This window comes from Paludibaculum fermentans (assembly GCF_015277775.1).
Lineage (GTDB): Bacteria > Acidobacteriota > Terriglobia > Bryobacterales > Bryobacteraceae > Paludibaculum > Paludibaculum fermentans.
This window is the reverse complement of sequence record NZ_CP063849.1, coordinates 375,468-391,268: the sequence shown is the minus strand read 5'-3', so window position 1 is coordinate 391,268 and position 15,801 is coordinate 375,468. Positions and strand designations below refer to the sequence as shown.

Below are 15,801 nucleotides of genomic sequence, written 5' to 3'. Positions count from 1 at the left end.
ATTAGAAGCTGCTTACTCGTAGCGGAGCGCTTCCACGGGATCCAGCCGGGCGGCCTTGCTCGCGGGCCACAGGCCGAAGAACAGCCCGACGCCCACGCTGACGACGATGCCCAGGGCCGCGGCCCACAGCGGTACGGTCGTCGGGAGACTCGGGAAAGCCAGTTGCGCGCCTTTGGAGATCACCCACCCCAGGAGCATCCCCAGCAGTCCTCCGGCGAAGGTGAGCACCACCGCCTCCGTCAGGAACTGGATGATGATGTCGCGCTTGCGGGCGCCCAACGCCTTGCGGACGCCGATCTCCTTGGTCCGTTCCGTCACCGACACCAGCATGATGTTCATCACACCGATACCGCCCACCAGCAGCCCAATGGAGGAGAGTACGACCATGACGAGGGCGGTCACGCTGGTCACCTGGCGGAAGTCCTCGATCATCTGCTCGGCGGTGGAGAGTCCGAAGTTGTCGGGCTCGTTGTACTTCAGCCGGCGCTCCTGCCTCAGTACGCCCCGCACTTCGTCGATCGCCTTCGGCAACTCGCCGGGATAGGCCGACACGACGATCATGTGCTCCAGTGCCGACGGCTCCAGCTTGCGCATGGTGAAGTAGGGCAGCAGCACCCGGTTGTCCTGCTGGCCGGGGAAGGAATTGGCCGGCCGGACCATGACGCCAATCACTCGATAACTGTGGCCGTCCACCTGCACTTCCTTGCCCACCGCATCCTCGGCGCCAAACAGATTCTTATTGATGTCCTCGCCGATCACGACCACCGGTTCCTTGTGTAGGTTCTCGAACCCGCTGAAGAACCGGCCGGTCTTCATCTCGGCGTTGCCGCCGGCGACGTAGTTCTCGTCCGTCCCGCCCAGGTTCAACTGGAGGACGTCATTCCCCCGATAGTGCGCTTTGTGGAGGCCGCGGCCCGGGAACAGGTAGGGGCTGACGCCTTTCACCGAAGGGCAACGTTCCCGAATCGCAACGGCGTTCTCGTAAGTGAGTGCCTTGCGCTGCGCCTCTTCCCGCGAACGGCGGCCAAACCGGATGCCTGCCTGCCACTTGAAGACCATGACGCTGTCAGTGCCAAAGCCCTTGATGGCGTTGGTGACCGCACCGTCGAAGCCCGTCAGGATGCTGCCGACCCCAATGATGGTGCCGGTGCCGATGATGACGCCCAGCACCGTCAGAAAGCTGCGCATCTTATGACCGCGGATCGCATCCCAGGCCAGGCCCACGCCGGCCAGGATCAGGGCAAAGTTATTTATTTTGTATGGCTTCACTTCTCTGCCCTCAGAGCTTCAATCGGATCGAGTTTGGCCGCCTGCGACGCCGGGTAGATGCCGAAGAACAAGCCGACCGTGGCTGACAATCCGACGCCGACCAACACCGACGACAGCGGCAACTCCATCGGCACCGGCGTGAAACTTCGCACCAGCAGGGCGATCACCCAGGCAATGGTGACCCCGGCCAGGCCTCCGGTGCCTGATAAGACGGCGGACTCCACCAGGAACTGCTTCAGGATGTCGCCGCGCCGGGCGCCCAGCGACTTGCGGATGCCGATCTCCTGCGTCCGCTCCGTCACCACGGCCAGCATGATGTTCATGATGACGACGCCGCCCACGACCATGAAAACACTCACCACGGCGATGGCTGTCGCGGCGATGGCGCCGGTCAGCTTCTCCCACGCGCCCATGATGGACGCCGAGTTGAAGACCATGAAGTTATCGTCCACGCCGGGCCGCAGGTGCCGGTAAGCGCGCAACAGCGAGCGGACCTCGTCCATGGCCTGCTCAAAGTGCCCGTGATCGATGGCCTGCAGGGAGAAGTTGAGCCACGTGCGGGCTCCAAACATCTTGAAAAACGTGAAGATGGGAATGTGGACGAAGTTGTCCTGGGATTGCCCGAAGACACTGCCGATCTTCTTGGATACGCCGATCACCTGGAAGGCCGTGCCCGCGATCTCGATGGTCTTACCCACAGGATCGGTATTGGCGAAGTACTTCTCCTTGAGGTCGGCGCCGATGAAGGCCACGTTGCGGTGGTTGGCGTTCTCGCCCTCAGTGAAGTAGCGTCCGGTTTCAGTCTGGATGTTATTGAGAATGTTCAGGTTCGCATTGCCGCCTGTGATATTCACATCCTCCATCCGCTCACCGCGGCAGGTGACGTCGGCGGTATGGTCGCTTGTCATCCCCATCTCGCGAACCATCGTCGCGCGCTGCTTCAGAAACTCGAACTCGTCGGGTTTCAGCTGGGGGTTCTTCCGCTGCAGCTCCAGGAACTTCTTGGGATCCCAGTCGCCAAAAAAGGCAAAACGGGTCACGACGAAGCCGTCGGCGCCGAGGTCGGCAATCTTGGACTCGACGTAGACGTTCATGCCGTTGATCACGGCCATGACCGCGATCAGCGTCGTCGTCGAGAGGATAATGCCCAGAAGGGTTAGAAAGCTGCGCAGTTTGGCGCTCCGCAGGCTGGCAAGCGCAATGGAGAACGCCTCATAGGTAGAGGCCCCGGATTTCATCTCATAGACCTAGACGGAGCAAACACCCTGTTTGTTCCGCTGCTGTAAAATCCAATCGCGTAAAAGAGGGTCCAGCCAGAATCTGGGCTGGTCCCGGGCGATAAAGCCCAAATGGCCCCCATGCTCCGTCGGGATGAGGGTGATGTTCGGGTTTCCACGTACCTCCGCTCCCTCGAACAGGTCGTAGGGGATCATCGGATCGTCTTTTGACTGCACCATCAGGGTGGGGACTCGAATGCCCTGGAGGAACCGCAGGGCCGACTGGGTGGCGTAATAGTTGGGCGCGTCACCGAATTGAAACGCACGGGCCGTGAACGTGTTGTCGAAATCGAACACGGTGTGGACCGACTCGATCCCATCCAACGGAAACAGATCGGGGTGGCTCATGTGGCGGCGCTGGTAGCGGGCCTTCAAGCCGCGCACGAAGCGCCGCTCGTAGACCCAGTTCTCCCTGGCACCCAGGCGCCGGACGCAGGCGTGCAGGTCGATGGGCGTGGAGACGGCGCAGACTCCGGACACGAGATCCAGGGCAGCCTCGCCTGATTCTCCGGCGAACTTCAGGGTGACGTTGCCGCCCAGGGAAAATCCGATGAGGAAGCGGGGACCGCGGCCCTCCCTGCGAAACTGGTCGAGGATGGCCCGGACGTCCTGTGTCAGGCCGGAGTGGTAGAGGGTGGGGGTGAGCGCCTCTGTACCGCCGCAGCTCCGCATATTGATGCGATGCACGGCAAAGCCGGCTTCGAGCAGGCATTGCGCCAGCGAGATCATGTACCCGCTGCCGCTGGAGCCTTCCAAGCCATGATGCAGGAAGACTTCGCCGAGCGCTTCGCCCGCGGGCCGGTTCTCGTGGATTAAGACTTGGGTGCCGGGCTCAGTGCCGTAGAGCACGGCGCGGGTGGGAAAACGAGCTTCATCGATCGCCCTCTTCCAGAAATTTCCGGCGAGAGTGGAGAGGTGAGGGTTGCGGAAATAGGGTAGAAACGGCCGCAACCCTCTATTTTACCTTGTCCGCCCGGAAAGCTCGCTCCGGGCTCAAAATTCGGGATTAATCGCCCTCGACGTCGCGGTCGAGCGTACCGGGTTCGGAAGCCTTGCGCGCCAGATCCTCAGTAAGGATGATGGCTTCCGCCAAGTCGCGCATGGGGCGCCGCAGGCGGCGGCTCTCGTTGCGGAGCCGGAGGTAAGCTTCCTCTTCGGTCAGGTTAAACTTGTACTGGAGGATGCCCTTGGCGCGCTCAACCAGCTTTCTGGTCTCGAGCTGCCGCTTCATCTCCTGGGTCTCTTCCATCAGGCGCGCGTTTTCGTCTTCGAGACGAGCCCGAGCGATTGCGCCGCCCATCTGTTCGCCGATAAAGGTGATCAGGGAGACTTCTTCGGGGGAATGATCGTGTCGTTCCTTGTGGTGGACGTTAATGACGCCGATTACCTCGCCTACCGCGATGAGCGGGACGGAGCAAAAGGCTTCGTAGGTGTCTTCGACCAGACCGGGCAAACGCATGAACCGTTTGTCGTTCGGGGCATTTTCCGCCAGGACGACAACGCTCTTATTTTCGACCACCCAACCCGTGACGCCCTGGCCAATGGTCATGCTGAGATGACCGATTTCCGCGGCGTGCGGGACCTGGGAGGCCCGGAGAACGATCTCTCCGCTGTTCTGCTCCAGGAGGTAGACGAGACAAGCGTCGCATCCGGTTACCTGAACCGTCATACCTACGATTTCGCCCAGCATCTCGTCCACGGACCGGTTGGAGCTGACGATGCTGCTGATTCTGTGGAGAAGTGAAACTTGGCTGGTATTGGTTTCCATTGCCATGTAAGAAGCCATGCTGTTTGTAGGATAGAAACTGGACCATTGAGGGTCCAATCGAAACTTTCTATTAGACCCATACCATAGGTCGTGATTCCAAGTACACGTATGAAGCATCGAATTGAACTTCGCGCGGTCGCCGCCCTTACCCTTTTCGCCAGCTTGTGCGGGGCCGCGGACCCATCCTGGCGCAGGCTTGAGTCAGGCCGGTGGACTGTGTACACCGACCTGAGCGAAAAGGATGGTTCGCAAGTGCTTAGGCAACTGCTGGAGATGAATAGTGTCTTCAGCGCGGTGACGAATCCCGTCCCCGAAACGGCGCCTCCCGTACGGATTCTCGCGTTCCGGTCCAAGGCGGATTTTCAGCCGTTCCAGCACGGAGCGGCCAACCACGGCCTGTATCAGCCGGGCACGGAGTGCGACTACATCGTCCTGTTGGACGCGGGCGAGGAAACGCTGCGCGCCGGGCGGCATGAGCTGGTGCACCGGTCGATGAATTATTCCCAGTCAATGCTGCCGGGGTGGCTCGAGGAGGGGTTTGCGGATTACTTCTCCACGCTGCAGCGGAAGGGCGATAAGGCGGTGGTGGGCCGGCCGATCCAGAACCACATCGACCTGCTGGCCTCGTCGGAGTGGCTGCCAGCGGCGCGCCTGTTGGAATGGCGGCATGACCAGGCAAAGAACATGACAGACGGCGTGGCGGCCCAGGTCTATGCGCAGAGTTGGGCGCTGACCCACCTGCTGATGCAGCCGCCCGACGCCCGGGTGAAGCTGGAGCGTTTCTCAGAACTGCTGAAATCGGGCGTGGCGCAGGCAGCGGCGTTTGAGCAGGCCTTCGGGCGCACCATGGACCAGGCACTCGCCGAGGCGCGGCAGGCCGTGGCCGCGAAGCGCTTCCCCACGCGCGAGGTACCGGTGGGCGTTGTGCCGCAGCCGGGCTCGTTCCAGGTCAAAACGGTGCCGGACGTGGAGGCGCGCCTGGTGCGGGCGGATGCCTTGCTGGCCCATGGAAAGAAAGCCGAAGCGGCCAAGATGATCAACGAGACGGCGAAACGGTATCCGGACCATCCCGCGGCCGCCGCCGGGCTGGGGCAATTGGCAATGGCGAATACCGACTATGCCGCTGCCCGGACCCAGTTCGAACGGGCGCTCGCGCTGGGCGATAAACAGGCGTCGACTTATTACGAACTGGCGATGCTGACGCGCGACACGCACGGCTCAGAGGAGACGGTGCTGGAACGGCTGCGCCAGGCAGTGCAGGCGAACCCGTCGCTGGCGGATGCGTGGTACCTGCTGGGCTCCGCGCTGCTGCGCCAAGGCAAGGCGGCGGAGGCGGCGGAAGCGCTGCGGCATGCGGTAGACGTGTTGCCCAGGAATTCGATGTATTGGGAGGGCCTGGGACGGGCCTGGCAGGCGGCGGGCCAGCGCGAACCGGCGCGCATGGCGGCGCAGCGGGCGATGCAGACAGCTACGACTCCGGAGCAGAGCGCGATGGCCCAGGGACTGGGCCGGGAGATCGAACAGAACGTGCGGCCCAAGCCGGCAGGCAAGCCGGGCGTTGTGACCCCCAAAACCTGGGAGCCCCGGCAGGCCGATGCGACGGTGACGGGCAAGCTGGTGCTGGTGGACTGCGCCACGGCCACGCTGAAGTTCCATATCCAGACAGCCGCGGCGACCGCGAAGTCGAAGGCGCAGGTGACGATTCTCGTCTCGGACAAGCCCAACCAGATCATGTTGCGGGGCAACAGCGGGCAGAAACGCGAGTTCGTGTGCGGCCCGCAGCGCATCGCTCCGCTGGTGGAGGCGGGCTATGCGGCGGCCCCGGCCGCGGCCGAACCGCCCGCGCCGCCACCCGCGGCGCCCGCCAAACCGGGCAAGCAGGGGCGGCCCGCGCCAAAGGCGAAACCGGCTCCGGCCGTGCAGGCTCCGGCGGGCGAACTGATCAGCCTGGATTTCAAGTAGACTACACAAGCACGCCATGAAGATCACACGAATCTCGACCGCCGTAATGGAGTCCAATTTCGACTGGACGCTGGTGAGGGTGGACTCCGATGCCGGCCTCAGCGGCATGGGGGAGGCGTTCCTGGGACCCGGCCTGACGGCCGTGATCCGGGAGTTCAACGACATCCTGGTGGGCGAGGATCCGGTGCATATCGACCGGCTGGTGCGGCGCATGCGGGCGAGTTGCATCTATGCGTCGCCGGGCCTGATGTTCCACGCCATCGGCGGCATCGAGACGGCGATTCTGGACCTGCTGGGCAAGGCGTGCAAGATGCCGGTGTGGCAGTTGCTGGGCGGCAAGTACCGGGACGCCGTCACGATATACGCCGATTGCCACGGGGGCGATGCGCTGGAGTCGATTACGCCGCTGCTGAAGCCGCGGACGCCGGCCTGGATGGCGGCGGAAGGGGCTCCGGTGGAGGAGTCGCGCATCAGCGTGAAGCACCACGGCTGGGACGCGTCCAAGCAGGAGAGCCTGACACCGGAGAGCTATGCCGAGCGGGCCGCCGAGATGGCGGAGCGCGGCTTCCGCATGTTGAAGTTCGACGTGGATGTGCCGACGCCTTACGAGACCGACGAGTACAACCGGGACCTGAGCCCGATGGAAGTGGACTTCGCCGCCTCGCTGGCCGGGGCGGTGCGGAAGGCCGTGGGTCCGAGGGTGGGGCTGGCGATCGATTGCCACTGGAATTACGGCGTGGCGGCGGCGGTGGACCTGGCGCGAGCGCTGGAACCGCTGCGGCTGCTGTGGCTGGAGGACGTGCTGCCGCCGGAGAACATCCGGGCGATGGGCGAGGTGCAGCGCTGCACCCGGACTCCGCTGGCGACGGGCGAGAACCATTTCTTCCGGATCGACTTCCAGCGCCTGATTCTGGAGGCGGGCCTGCGGGTGCTGTCGCCGGATGTGCAGAAGATCGGGCTGTGGGAAGGCAGGAAGCTGGCGGACCTGGCCGATATGCACTACGTCAACCTGACGTGGCACAACATCAGTTCGCCGCTGGGGACCATCGCGGGCGCGCACCTGTGCGCGGCGACGCCAAACGTGCTGGCGCTGGAGTGGCATGCGGCGAGTGTCCCGTTCTTCGACGACCTGGTGAAGAACGGCGATGCGCCCCTGGTGCGCGACGGGAAGGTGAAGGTGCCGGACCTGCCCGGCCTGGGCCTTGAGATCGATCTCGATGTCGCCTACAAGTACCGCAAGCCGGGCGAAGCCTTCTTCGAATAGGGCGTCAAGCCGCGCGCGGCGGCGCTACTTCTTATGGATCCGGCTGCAAGCCACGGCGGTGCCGTCGGGGTTGATGGCCGATGAACCTTCTTCGATGTGTTGGATTTTGCCTTCCGCGTCGATGACGAAAGAGGCACGGTTGGCGATGCCGATGTCCTTGTTCAGGACCCCATAGAGGGTGGCGACGGAACGCTGGCTGAAGTCGCTGGCCAGGGGAAAGCCCAGGTTCAGCTCCTTCGCCCAATGGCCTAAGGTTGGAAGGTTGTCGGTGCTGATGCCCACCACAATGGCGCCGGCATCTTCAAATTTGGCGAGACCAGCCTGGTACGCCGTGAGTTCCTTTGTTCAACCACCGGTGAAAGCCGCGGGGAAGAACGCCAGGACGACGGTCTTGCCGCGGTTTTCAGACAACTTGAAGGTGTTGCCCGCCGTGGTCTTCAGTGAGAAGTCGGGCGCAGAGTCGCCGACCTTCAGGTGGGTCTTGGGCGGCTGCACAGGCTGGGCCCAAGCGGCCGTGGCCAGTGCCAACCCCAATAACCATGGAGTGAGTTTCATGGATCCTCCCAGGATCAAGAGTGCAAAAGCATCCTCTTGCGCCCGAGGATAGCAGGCGGTCTTCCGGAGCCGCAACCGGACTTCACATTCTCTATGAATTCCGTAACTGGTTCCGATATGACCCTCGTGGGCCAGCCAGGACAACGTGGCGAAGCGCCAGATCCGTTGTCGGCCGGACGACGGTGGCCCGACAGGAGACCGATCAATGCATACGACTGAGGTTGGCGCCGAGATGAAGACGAGCCAGAGGCAGGGCAAATATCTCGTCTTCCATCTGGGCAAGGAAGAGTTTGGCGTTCACGTCCTGAAGGTACGCGAGATCATGGGGATCCAGGAGATCACCTCTGTGCCCCAGACGCCCGCCTTTGTCAAAGGCGTCATCAACCTGCGGGGGAAGGTGATTCCCGTTATCGATTTGCGCAGCAAGTTCCGGCTGGAGGAACTGGAATATACCCAGCGCACGTGCATCATCGTGCTGCAGGTATCCCACGACAACGGCGACATGCTGATGGGCGTCATCGTGGACGGCGTGTCGGAAGTGCTGACGATTCAGGAAGCGGAGATCGAGGATACGCCTGAATTTGGGGCCGACATGAAGATGCCTTACATCCTGGGCATGGCGAAGGTAAAAGGCCGGGTGAAGATCCTGCTGGATATCGACCAGGTGCTGACGACAGTTGAGGTGCAGGGCGTGACCCAGGTGCAGGGCCTGCTGCTGCCTCCGCCTGAGATGGGGGCTGGCGCGGACCCTCTGCCGATGTCGTAGGATCCGCCGCCGGGATAACGGAAAAGCCGCTGTGGAACCAAGGGAAGGATGCGTGTGCTTATGAATGGGAATATCAGTTTCGGAACCAAGATCAACATCGCTTCGGGTGCGATTGTGGCGTTTCTGCTCCTGCTGGGGGCTTCAGCGATCTACACGTTGTCAGACGTGCAGGGTCAATTGGAACGCTCAGTCAACGTGGAAGCACGCAAATCGGAACTGGCGATGCAAAGCCAGACAGCGGTCACTATGATTGAGGGCGCGCAGCGCGGGTTGCTGCTGGGCTCGATGACAAACGATGCGCCGCTGGTGCAAGCGTCCAGCCTGCAGATGAAGGACTCCGTCGAGAAGCTGGCCAGCGCGCTGAAGGAGCTGGAACCGCTGCTCAAAACGGACGAGGGGAAGCGTCACCAGGCGTCGCTCTCGGCCATGAGCGAAGAGGTGATCCAGAAGTTGCAGCAGTTTGAGAGCAGCATCCGCGGCCAGCGCTTCGACGAAGCAACCAGGATGCAGACGGAGTATTTCCGCGGGCACTTCGACAAAATGCGTCAGCGGGTGGTGGCCTTGGTGGATTTACAGCATCAGTTCGCCATTTCGAGCTCCGCATCGGCCATCTCGAAGGCCTCCTTTGCGCGGATGCTGGCGGTGGTGGTGTGCCTGCTGGCCCTGGGCGTGGCAGGGATGGCGTTCTGGGTGATCCGGAATGGCAACCGCGAACTGCGTCAGATAGCGGTGGAGATTGGCGAAGGCGCGGATCAGGTGGCGTCGGCGTCGAACCAGATTTCGGGGTCGTCGCAGTCGCTGGCGCAGGGCTCGTCGGAACAGGCCGCCTCGCTGCAGGAGACTTCTGCGTCGACGGAGGAAGTGAACGCGATGACGCGGAAGAACGCGGAAAGCGCGCGCAGCGCGGCCACGGAGACCGAGAAGGCGGATCAACTGTTGAAGGAGACAGACCAGAAGCTGACGCAGATGATTGAGTCGATGCGGGAGATCAACACGTCGAGCGAGAAGATCTCGAAGATCATCCGCGTGATCGATGAGATCGCCTTCCAGACCAACATCCTGGCGTTGAATGCGGCTGTGGAAGCGGCACGAGCAGGGGAAGCCGGGATGGGTTTCGCGGTGGTGGCGGATGAGGTACGCAATCTGGCGCAGCGCTGTGCGCAGGCGGCCAAGGACACCTCCGACCTGATTGAAGAATCGATCGTGCGTTCGAATGAAGGCAAGGTGCGGTTGGATGAAGTCTCGTCCTGCGTCTCGCGTGTCGTGGACAATGCGTCCCGCATCCGTGTGCTGGCGAACGAAGTGAATGTGGGCAGCCAGGAGCAGGCGCGAGGCATCGAGCAGATCACGCGGGCGGTGGGCCAGATGCAGCAGGTGACGCAGTCGACGGCAGCCAGTGCGGAAGAGAGTGCGTCGGCCGGTGAGCAGATGAGCGCACAGGCACTGTCGCTGAACGATTCAGTGGGGCGGTTGCGATTGCTGGTGGGCAGTGAGGGCGGCGCGGTGGCGGTCCGCCCGGCGGTGCGCCAGGGGCGAAGCTTGCAGGCGGGTAGCGTCAAACGAGCGCGGCAGAATGCAGGCGCGGTGCATGTGGCGGTGGCAACAGGCGTCCACAAGGCGCCGGCCGCCAAAGTGCCTGCGCGGCCTCCGGCCAAAGCGGAGTTTCCCATGGATGACGACTTCAAGGACTTCTAGGCGGAACCTCGATGGCAACCAAAAAGAAAGGCACGGCGGGCGGGCTGGCCTGCAAGACACCAGAGCCTCCGCCCCAGGCAAACGCTGACCTGCAGGCGCTGGTCAACAGCATCGCGGCACCCATGAGCCAGACAAGCCAGATGGCGCAGGCGCTGAACCAGGATCCGCAACTGGTGGAGGACTTCCTGGTGGAGGCGCGCGAGCACCTGGCAAACATCGAGGCGCGCCTGTTGGAGATCGAGCAGGGCGCGCACACGCCAGAGACCCTGAACAGCGCTTTCCGCAGTTTTCACACGCTGAAAGGCCTGGCCGGTTTCCTGGAATACAACGTGATTCAGGAGGTGGCCCATGAAGTGGAGAGCCTGCTGGACCTGGCCCGCAACGACGCACTGCAATTGAACGGGCCCATCGTGGACGTTGTGCTGCAATCGGGCGACTTCCTGGCGTCGTGCCTGCGCAGCATTGAAGTGAACAAGCTGAAGGCCGAGCCGCCGCCCATGGAGGACCCGGCCGCCTTGCTGGATCGCATCCGGCAGGCGGCTGCCACGCCCCAGGGCCTGGAAGGGGCGGCGGATGAAGACCTGGAGGATCGCGATACGTCCCTGGCCATGGAGCGGCCGAAGGCGGGCGGGCTTGAGCCGTCAAGAGAATCCTCAACAGGTTCAGACGCTGCGCAACTGGAGCCGGCAGCGGGTCCCAAGCGCAGCGAGGCGTCGCTGGTCAAGATCGAAACGGGCAAATTGGAGTATCTGGTCGAGATGGTGGGCGAGCTGATGATCGCCGAATCGATGCTGCACCACAATCCGGATCTGGGCGAAGCGCGCTCGCCACGGGTGCAGCGCGACCTGTCGCAATTGGCGCGGGTGACGGCCGAGGTCCAGAAGACGGCCATGGCGATGCGTATGGTGCCCATCGGGACGCTCTTCCGGCGCATGACGCGGCTGGTGCGGGACCTGGCCCGGAAGTCGGGCAAATCGGCTGAGCTGGAGTTGCATGGCGAAGACGTGGAGCTCGACCGCACGATTGTCGAGGAACTGGCGGATCCGCTGGTCCACATGCTGCGGAACGCGCTGGACCATGGGCTGGAGTCACCGGCGGATCGCGAGGCCGCGGGCAAGCCGGCGGCGGGCAAGGTACGTCTGAAAGCGGCGCACCAGGCGGGCCAGATTGTGATCGAACTCAGCGACGACGGGCGGGGCCTGGATCGGGGCCGGATTCTGGCCAAGGCGGTGCAGCGCGGGCTGGTGAGCGCTGACGCGAATCTGAGCGACAGCGATGTGTATCACCTGATTTTCGAGCCTGGGTTCTCGACGGCCGAGAAGGTAACCGACGTGAGCGGCCGGGGCGTGGGCATGGATGTGGTGCGCAAGCACGTCAGCCGGTTGCGGGGGCGGATTGAGATCGCTTCCGCGTTGGGGCAAGGCACGACCTTCACCTTAAGAGTTCCTCTGACGCTGGCGATCATCGATGGGCTGGTCACGATCGTGGGCGGTGTGCGGTACATCGTACCGATCTTCGCTGTGCGTGAGATGTTCCGGCCGACGCCGGAACGCCTGTTCTCAGTGGAGGGCCGCGGCGAGATGGTGCTGGTGCGCGAGCGGCTGCTGCCGGTGGTGCGGTTGAGCCGGCGGTTGGGCATCGAGGCGAAGAGCGAAGACCCGTGCGAGGGTGTGATGATCGTCGGCGAGAGCGAGGACCGGCAGTATTGCCTGCTGGTGGACGAGCTCGCGGGCAAGCAGGAAGTGGTGATCAAGAGCCTGGGCCCCACGTTCGGCGAAGTCCGGGGGGTGGCGGGCGGCGCGATTCTGGGCGACGGCCGGGTGGGTTTGATCCTCGACCTGGCGACGCTGTTTGGAGGGATTGAGCATGCCGCCTGAGACCACGCCATTGATCGCGTCGCAGACCGTGCAACCGGGCGAGTTCCGGAAGATCCAGTCGCTGACTTACCAGGTGGCGGGCATCGACCTGCGCGAGGGGAAAGAGGCGCTGGTGGGCGCCCGGTTGAACAAGCGTATCCGGGAGCTGGGCCTGAAGGACGTGTCCAGCTATTTGAACCTGGTGGAGGCCGACCGCACGGGGCTGGAGCTGATCGCGCTGATCGATGCGCTGACGACCAATTTCACCAGCTTCCTGAGGGAGCCGCAGCACTTCGAGTTCCTGCGCAGTGTGATCCTGCCCGCGCTGGCAACGCGCGCCTCGATTCGCATCTGGAGCGCCGGCTGTTCGACCGGGGAGGAACCGTACAGCATCCTCTTCCATCTGGCACAGGCGCTGGGGCAGGCCGAGCTGGCGGCTGTCGAGATCCTGGCGACCGACATTTCCACCAGGGCCTTGAGCGCCGCCAGCGCGGGCGTCTACCCCGCAAGCCGGATGAAAGAGCTGCCGGAGGCGTGGCGCAAGCGATTCTTCCAACGCGGAGTGGGCGGTCAGGACGGGATGGTGCGGGTGCGCGAAGAGTGGCGCTCGCGCATCCGGTTCCAGCGCCTGAACCTGATGGAGGAGTTCACGAATGTGGCGGTGGCGAATGTGATCTTCTGCCGCAATGTGATGATCTATTTCGACAAGCAGACGCAGCAGAAGCTGGTGCGGCGCTTCGCAGAGCGGTTGGAGCCGGGCGGATGGCTGCTGATCGGGCATTCCGAAGGATTGATGGGCATGGAACACGAGCTCTCGTACGTGATGCCGGCCGTGTACCGGAAGCCCAGTGGCCGCAAGGGTTGATGGCAAGAAGGGGAAGCAGCTTTGGGGAACAGTCTGGTGGTGGGCGTGGGCGACTGCAAAGTGACGGGCGATCCCTTGGCGGAACTCGTCACCTACGCCCTCGGCTCTTGCATCGCGGTGGTCATTTGGGATCCGGTAACCAAGGTCTCGGGGCTGCTGCACTTTATGTTGCCGGATAGCGCCGTGGACCGGAACGGCAATGGCAAGGATCATCCGTTCCGCTATGCCGACACAGGGACGCCGCTACTGTTTCGAGGGGCGTACCAGCAGGGCGCGGAGAAGAAGCGCCTGGTGGTGCGGCTGGCAGGAGGAGCGGCGGTGGTCAATGACAACGGGTTCTTCAACATCGGAAAGCGGAACTACGCGGCGCTGCGGAAGATTCTGTGGAAGGCGGGTGTGATGGTGCATGCCGAGGACGTGGGCGGTTGCGTTTCCCGCACGGTCCGGCTGGAGGCCGGGTCGGGCAAGATGATCATCCGCGCGACGGGCGAACCGGAGCGGGAGTTACGGCCGATGAGCCAGGCTGAGCGCAGCTCGGCCATGGGGGGCGCTCTGTGTCAATACGTTTGATGATCGTCGATGATTCGCCGGTGATGCGTGCCTTCGTGCGCCGGACGGTGGAAGTAACGGGTTTCGAAGTGGCGTGCTATCTGGAGGCCGGCGACGGCCTGGAAGCGCTCTCCAAGCTGCGGTCCGCGCGCGCCGCCGGACCGGCGCAGCAGGTGGACCTGATCCTGACGGATATCAACATGCCGGTGATGGATGGCGAGGGGTTGCTGCAGGAGCTGAAACGGGATGAGGATTTGAGCTCGATCCCCGTGGTGGTGGTGTCGACGGACTCGACCGACCAGCGCATGGAAAAGCTGATGCAGTTGGGGGCGCGCAGTTACGTCCGCAAGCCATTTCCGCCGGAAAAGCTGGGCGAGGTGCTGGCCGGCATTTTCCCCGACCTGGCCGGGCCGGGCGCGGATGGGCCGGGCATTGAGGGATTCTGATGACGCCGAAACATGAGGAAATTCACGATCTTTCCCTGCCCCAGGTGCGACAGGCCTGCCGCGCGGCGCTGCTCGAGGTGCTGGAGACGATGTTCTTCGAGCTACCGGCCGCGGATCTGGAGGTGGTCGATGCGCCGGAGGTGTCGAGCTGCCTGATCCGGGCTGGTTTCCACGGCAGCGCGAACGGGGCCATGCAATTGGCGATCTCGTGCCGGATCTGCTGCCGCCTGGCTGCGTCGTTTCTGGGCAAGGAGACGGACGAGGTTTCGCTCCCGGAAAAGTGCAGCACGGCGCGCGAACTGGCCAATATGCTGTGCGGGGCCTCTTTGAGCCGGCTGAAGCCGCACGGGCGGATGACAATTGAGACACCTCAGTCGATCGAGGCGCCGGCCGCTGACTCCGGGCCATGGCTCAGGTATCCGCTGGAGGGTGGTTTTATCGATGTGGCGTTACGCTATGGCGAGGGGCTATGACACAGGAGCGCAGAACGCGGGTACTGGTGGTGGACGATTCGGCGATCGTCCGCAAGGTGTTGAGCGATATTCTCAGCGCGCAGCCGGACCTGGAGGTGGTGGGGACGGCTCCGGATCCCTATGTCGCGCGGGACAAGATTCTGGCTCTGGCACCGGACGTGCTGACGCTGGATATCGAGATGCCGCGCATGGACGGGCTGACGTTCCTGAGGCGGATTATGCGGTTCCATCCCCTGCCCGTGATCGTCATCAGTTCCCTGGCCCAGAGCTCGACGAAGTCGGCCATGGAGGCGTTGACGGAAGGCGCGGTCGATGTCCTGGCGAAGCCGGGCGGGCCGTATTCAGTAGGCGATCTGAAGGAAGACCTGCCGCGCCGGGTACGGGCGGCGGCGCGTTCGCGGATGCCGGCCGCACGGCCCACTCCGCTGCCGGCGAAGACGCACGCGGCGATTGGGGATCCGCGGGGTGCGTTGCGGCAGATGGTGATTGCGCTGGGCGCGTCGACGGGCGGCACACAGGCGATTGAGCGAGTGCTGACGGCCCTGCCGGCGGGTATGCCGCCCATCGTGGTGACGCAGCACATTCCACCGGTCTTCTCGGCGGCCTTTGCGGAGCGGCTGAACAAGGTCTGCGCACTGGAGGTGCGGGAGGCAAAGGGGGGCGAGGTGCTCAGCCCGGGTGTTGCCTGGATCGCGCCCGGCGACCGGCATCTTCTGCTGGACCGGGCCGGCGCCGGTTGGCGTATCCGGTTGGACGACAGTCCGAAAGTCTGCTATCAGCGGCCCTCGGTCGACGTGATGTTCAAATCGGTCTCAGCGGCCCTGGGCCAGGCGGCGCTGGGGGTGCTGATGACGGGGATGGGCAGCGACGGCGCGGAGGGATTGCTGGCGATGAGGAAAAACGGGGCGGAGACGATCGCGCAGGACGAGGCGAGCTGTGTCGTCTTCGGAATGCCTCGGGAGGCCATCCGCATGGGTGCGGCCGGGCAGGTTCTCAGCCTGGACGCGATCGCGCCGATGGTGCTGAAGAAGAGCCGGGTGACCCAGTAGCGGCCAG

The 15,801-nt window shown here is 63.7% G+C and carries 15 protein-coding genes; 10 read left to right on the top strand and 5 right to left on the bottom strand.

All coding sequences use genetic code 11. From position 1 onward, the window contains the following. Positions 1-12 precede the first annotated feature (12 nt). The 4 genes from IRI77_RS01520 to IRI77_RS01505 are packed head-to-tail and all read right to left on the bottom strand — an operon-like array spanning position 13 to position 4,320. The gene (locus IRI77_RS01520; protein ID WP_228486556.1) at positions 13-1,269 is read right to left on the bottom strand and encodes an ABC transporter permease; all 1,257 of its coding nucleotides are present in this window, start codon (positions 1,267-1,269) and stop codon (positions 13-15) included. Continuing rightward, complete coding sequence (locus IRI77_RS01515; RefSeq protein WP_194450328.1) at positions 1,266-2,507, bottom strand: ABC transporter permease; 1,242 nt, start codon at positions 2,505-2,507, stop codon at positions 1,266-1,268. The genes IRI77_RS01520 and IRI77_RS01515 overlap by 4 nt, the downstream gene beginning before the upstream one ends. Positions 2,508-2,516: 9 nt before the next feature. Then, a complete protein-coding gene (locus IRI77_RS01510; RefSeq protein WP_194450327.1) occupies positions 2,517-3,497 on the bottom strand; it encodes a YheT family hydrolase in 981 nt (326 codons plus the stop codon). Positions 3,498-3,552: 55 nt separating this feature from the next. Beyond that, a complete protein-coding gene (locus IRI77_RS01505; protein WP_194450326.1) occupies positions 3,553-4,320 on the bottom strand; it encodes an ANTAR domain-containing protein in 768 nt (255 codons plus the stop codon). A 246-nt stretch (positions 4,321-4,566) separates the two neighbouring features. Between IRI77_RS01505 and IRI77_RS01500 the strand changes: the two genes are divergently transcribed. Both IRI77_RS01500 and IRI77_RS01495 read left to right on the top strand, forming a co-directional pair. Continuing rightward, positions 4,567-6,276 carry a tetratricopeptide repeat protein gene (locus tag IRI77_RS01500; protein WP_194450325.1) on the top strand — a complete coding sequence of 570 codons (1,710 nt, stop codon included), beginning with the start codon at positions 4,567-4,569 and terminating at the stop codon, positions 6,274-6,276. 16 nt (positions 6,277-6,292) lie between these two features. Then, positions 6,293-7,540, top strand: a complete 1,248-nt coding sequence (locus IRI77_RS01495; protein ID WP_194450324.1) for a mandelate racemase/muconate lactonizing enzyme family protein — start codon at positions 6,293-6,295, stop codon at positions 7,538-7,540. A gap of 24 nt (positions 7,541-7,564) precedes the next feature. On the opposite strand, the gene IRI77_RS37865 is transcribed toward IRI77_RS01495, so the two are convergent. Further along, positions 7,565-8,095 carry a redoxin domain-containing protein gene (locus tag IRI77_RS37865; RefSeq protein ID WP_228486555.1) on the bottom strand — a complete coding sequence of 177 codons (531 nt, stop codon included), beginning with the start codon at positions 8,093-8,095 and terminating at the stop codon, positions 7,565-7,567. Between the two features lie 205 nt (positions 8,096-8,300). On the opposite strand from IRI77_RS37865, the gene IRI77_RS01480 reads away from it, so the two are divergent. Genes IRI77_RS01480 through IRI77_RS01445 form a run of 8 tightly spaced genes read left to right on the top strand, consistent with a single transcriptional unit; the run spans position 8,301 to position 15,794 of the window. Then, positions 8,301-8,861: a chemotaxis protein CheW gene (locus tag IRI77_RS01480; RefSeq protein ID WP_194450322.1), complete on the top strand. Its 561-nt coding sequence runs from the start codon at positions 8,301-8,303 to the stop codon at positions 8,859-8,861. Positions 8,862-8,921: 60 nt separating this feature from the next. Continuing rightward, complete coding sequence (locus tag IRI77_RS01475; protein WP_194450321.1) at positions 8,922-10,556, top strand: HAMP domain-containing methyl-accepting chemotaxis protein; 1,635 nt, start codon at positions 8,922-8,924, stop codon at positions 10,554-10,556. Positions 10,557-10,567: 11 nt separating this feature from the next. Next, positions 10,568-12,433, top strand: coding sequence for a chemotaxis protein CheA (locus tag IRI77_RS01470; protein ID WP_228486554.1), 1,866 nt, complete (start codon positions 10,568-10,570; stop codon positions 12,431-12,433). After that, positions 12,423-13,277, top strand: a complete 855-nt coding sequence (locus tag IRI77_RS01465; RefSeq protein WP_194450320.1) for a CheR family methyltransferase — start codon at positions 12,423-12,425, stop codon at positions 13,275-13,277. Before IRI77_RS01470 ends, IRI77_RS01465 begins: the two co-directional genes overlap by 11 nt. Before the next feature lie 21 nt (positions 13,278-13,298). After that, complete coding sequence (locus IRI77_RS01460; RefSeq protein WP_194450319.1) at positions 13,299-13,847, top strand: chemotaxis protein CheD; 549 nt, start codon at positions 13,299-13,301, stop codon at positions 13,845-13,847. Then, positions 13,847-14,272: a response regulator gene (locus IRI77_RS01455; protein WP_228486553.1), complete on the top strand. Its 426-nt coding sequence runs from the start codon at positions 13,847-13,849 to the stop codon at positions 14,270-14,272. Before IRI77_RS01460 ends, IRI77_RS01455 begins: the two co-directional genes overlap by 1 nt. Then, positions 14,272-14,745 (top strand): chemotaxis protein CheX, encoded by a 474-nt coding sequence (locus IRI77_RS01450; protein WP_194450317.1) that lies wholly within the window; start codon positions 14,272-14,274, stop codon positions 14,743-14,745. The genes IRI77_RS01455 and IRI77_RS01450 overlap by 1 nt, the downstream gene beginning before the upstream one ends. Then, positions 14,742-15,794: a protein-glutamate methylesterase/protein-glutamine glutaminase gene (locus tag IRI77_RS01445; RefSeq protein ID WP_194450316.1), complete on the top strand. Its 1,053-nt coding sequence runs from the start codon at positions 14,742-14,744 to the stop codon at positions 15,792-15,794. Before IRI77_RS01450 ends, IRI77_RS01445 begins: the two co-directional genes overlap by 4 nt. Positions 15,795-15,801: the final 7 nt, after the last annotated feature.

Excerpts from the sequence above, each read along its gene's own strand:
- IRI77_RS01465 (WP_194450320.1), top strand. The coding sequence starts at position 12,423 with ATGCCGCCTGAGACCACGCCATTGATCGCGTCGCAGACCGTGCAACCG.
- IRI77_RS01445 (WP_194450316.1), top strand. The coding sequence starts at position 14,742 with ATGACACAGGAGCGCAGAACGCGGGTACTGGTGGTGGACGATTCGGCG.
- IRI77_RS01515 (WP_194450328.1), bottom strand. The coding sequence starts at position 2,507 with ATGAAATCCGGGGCCTCTACCTATGAGGCGTTCTCCATTGCGCTTGCC.
- IRI77_RS01475 (WP_194450321.1), top strand. The coding sequence starts at position 8,922 with ATGAATGGGAATATCAGTTTCGGAACCAAGATCAACATCGCTTCGGGT.
- IRI77_RS01480 (WP_194450322.1), top strand. The coding sequence starts at position 8,301 with ATGCATACGACTGAGGTTGGCGCCGAGATGAAGACGAGCCAGAGGCAG.
- IRI77_RS01505 (WP_194450326.1), bottom strand. The coding sequence starts at position 4,320 with ATGGCAATGGAAACCAATACCAGCCAAGTTTCACTTCTCCACAGAATC.
- IRI77_RS01455 (WP_228486553.1), top strand. The coding sequence starts at position 13,847 with ATGATCGTCGATGATTCGCCGGTGATGCGTGCCTTCGTGCGCCGGACG.
- IRI77_RS01470 (WP_228486554.1), top strand. The coding sequence starts at position 10,568 with ATGGCAACCAAAAAGAAAGGCACGGCGGGCGGGCTGGCCTGCAAGACA.
- IRI77_RS01495 (WP_194450324.1), top strand. The coding sequence starts at position 6,293 with ATGAAGATCACACGAATCTCGACCGCCGTAATGGAGTCCAATTTCGAC.
- IRI77_RS01450 (WP_194450317.1), top strand. The coding sequence starts at position 14,272 with ATGACGCCGAAACATGAGGAAATTCACGATCTTTCCCTGCCCCAGGTG.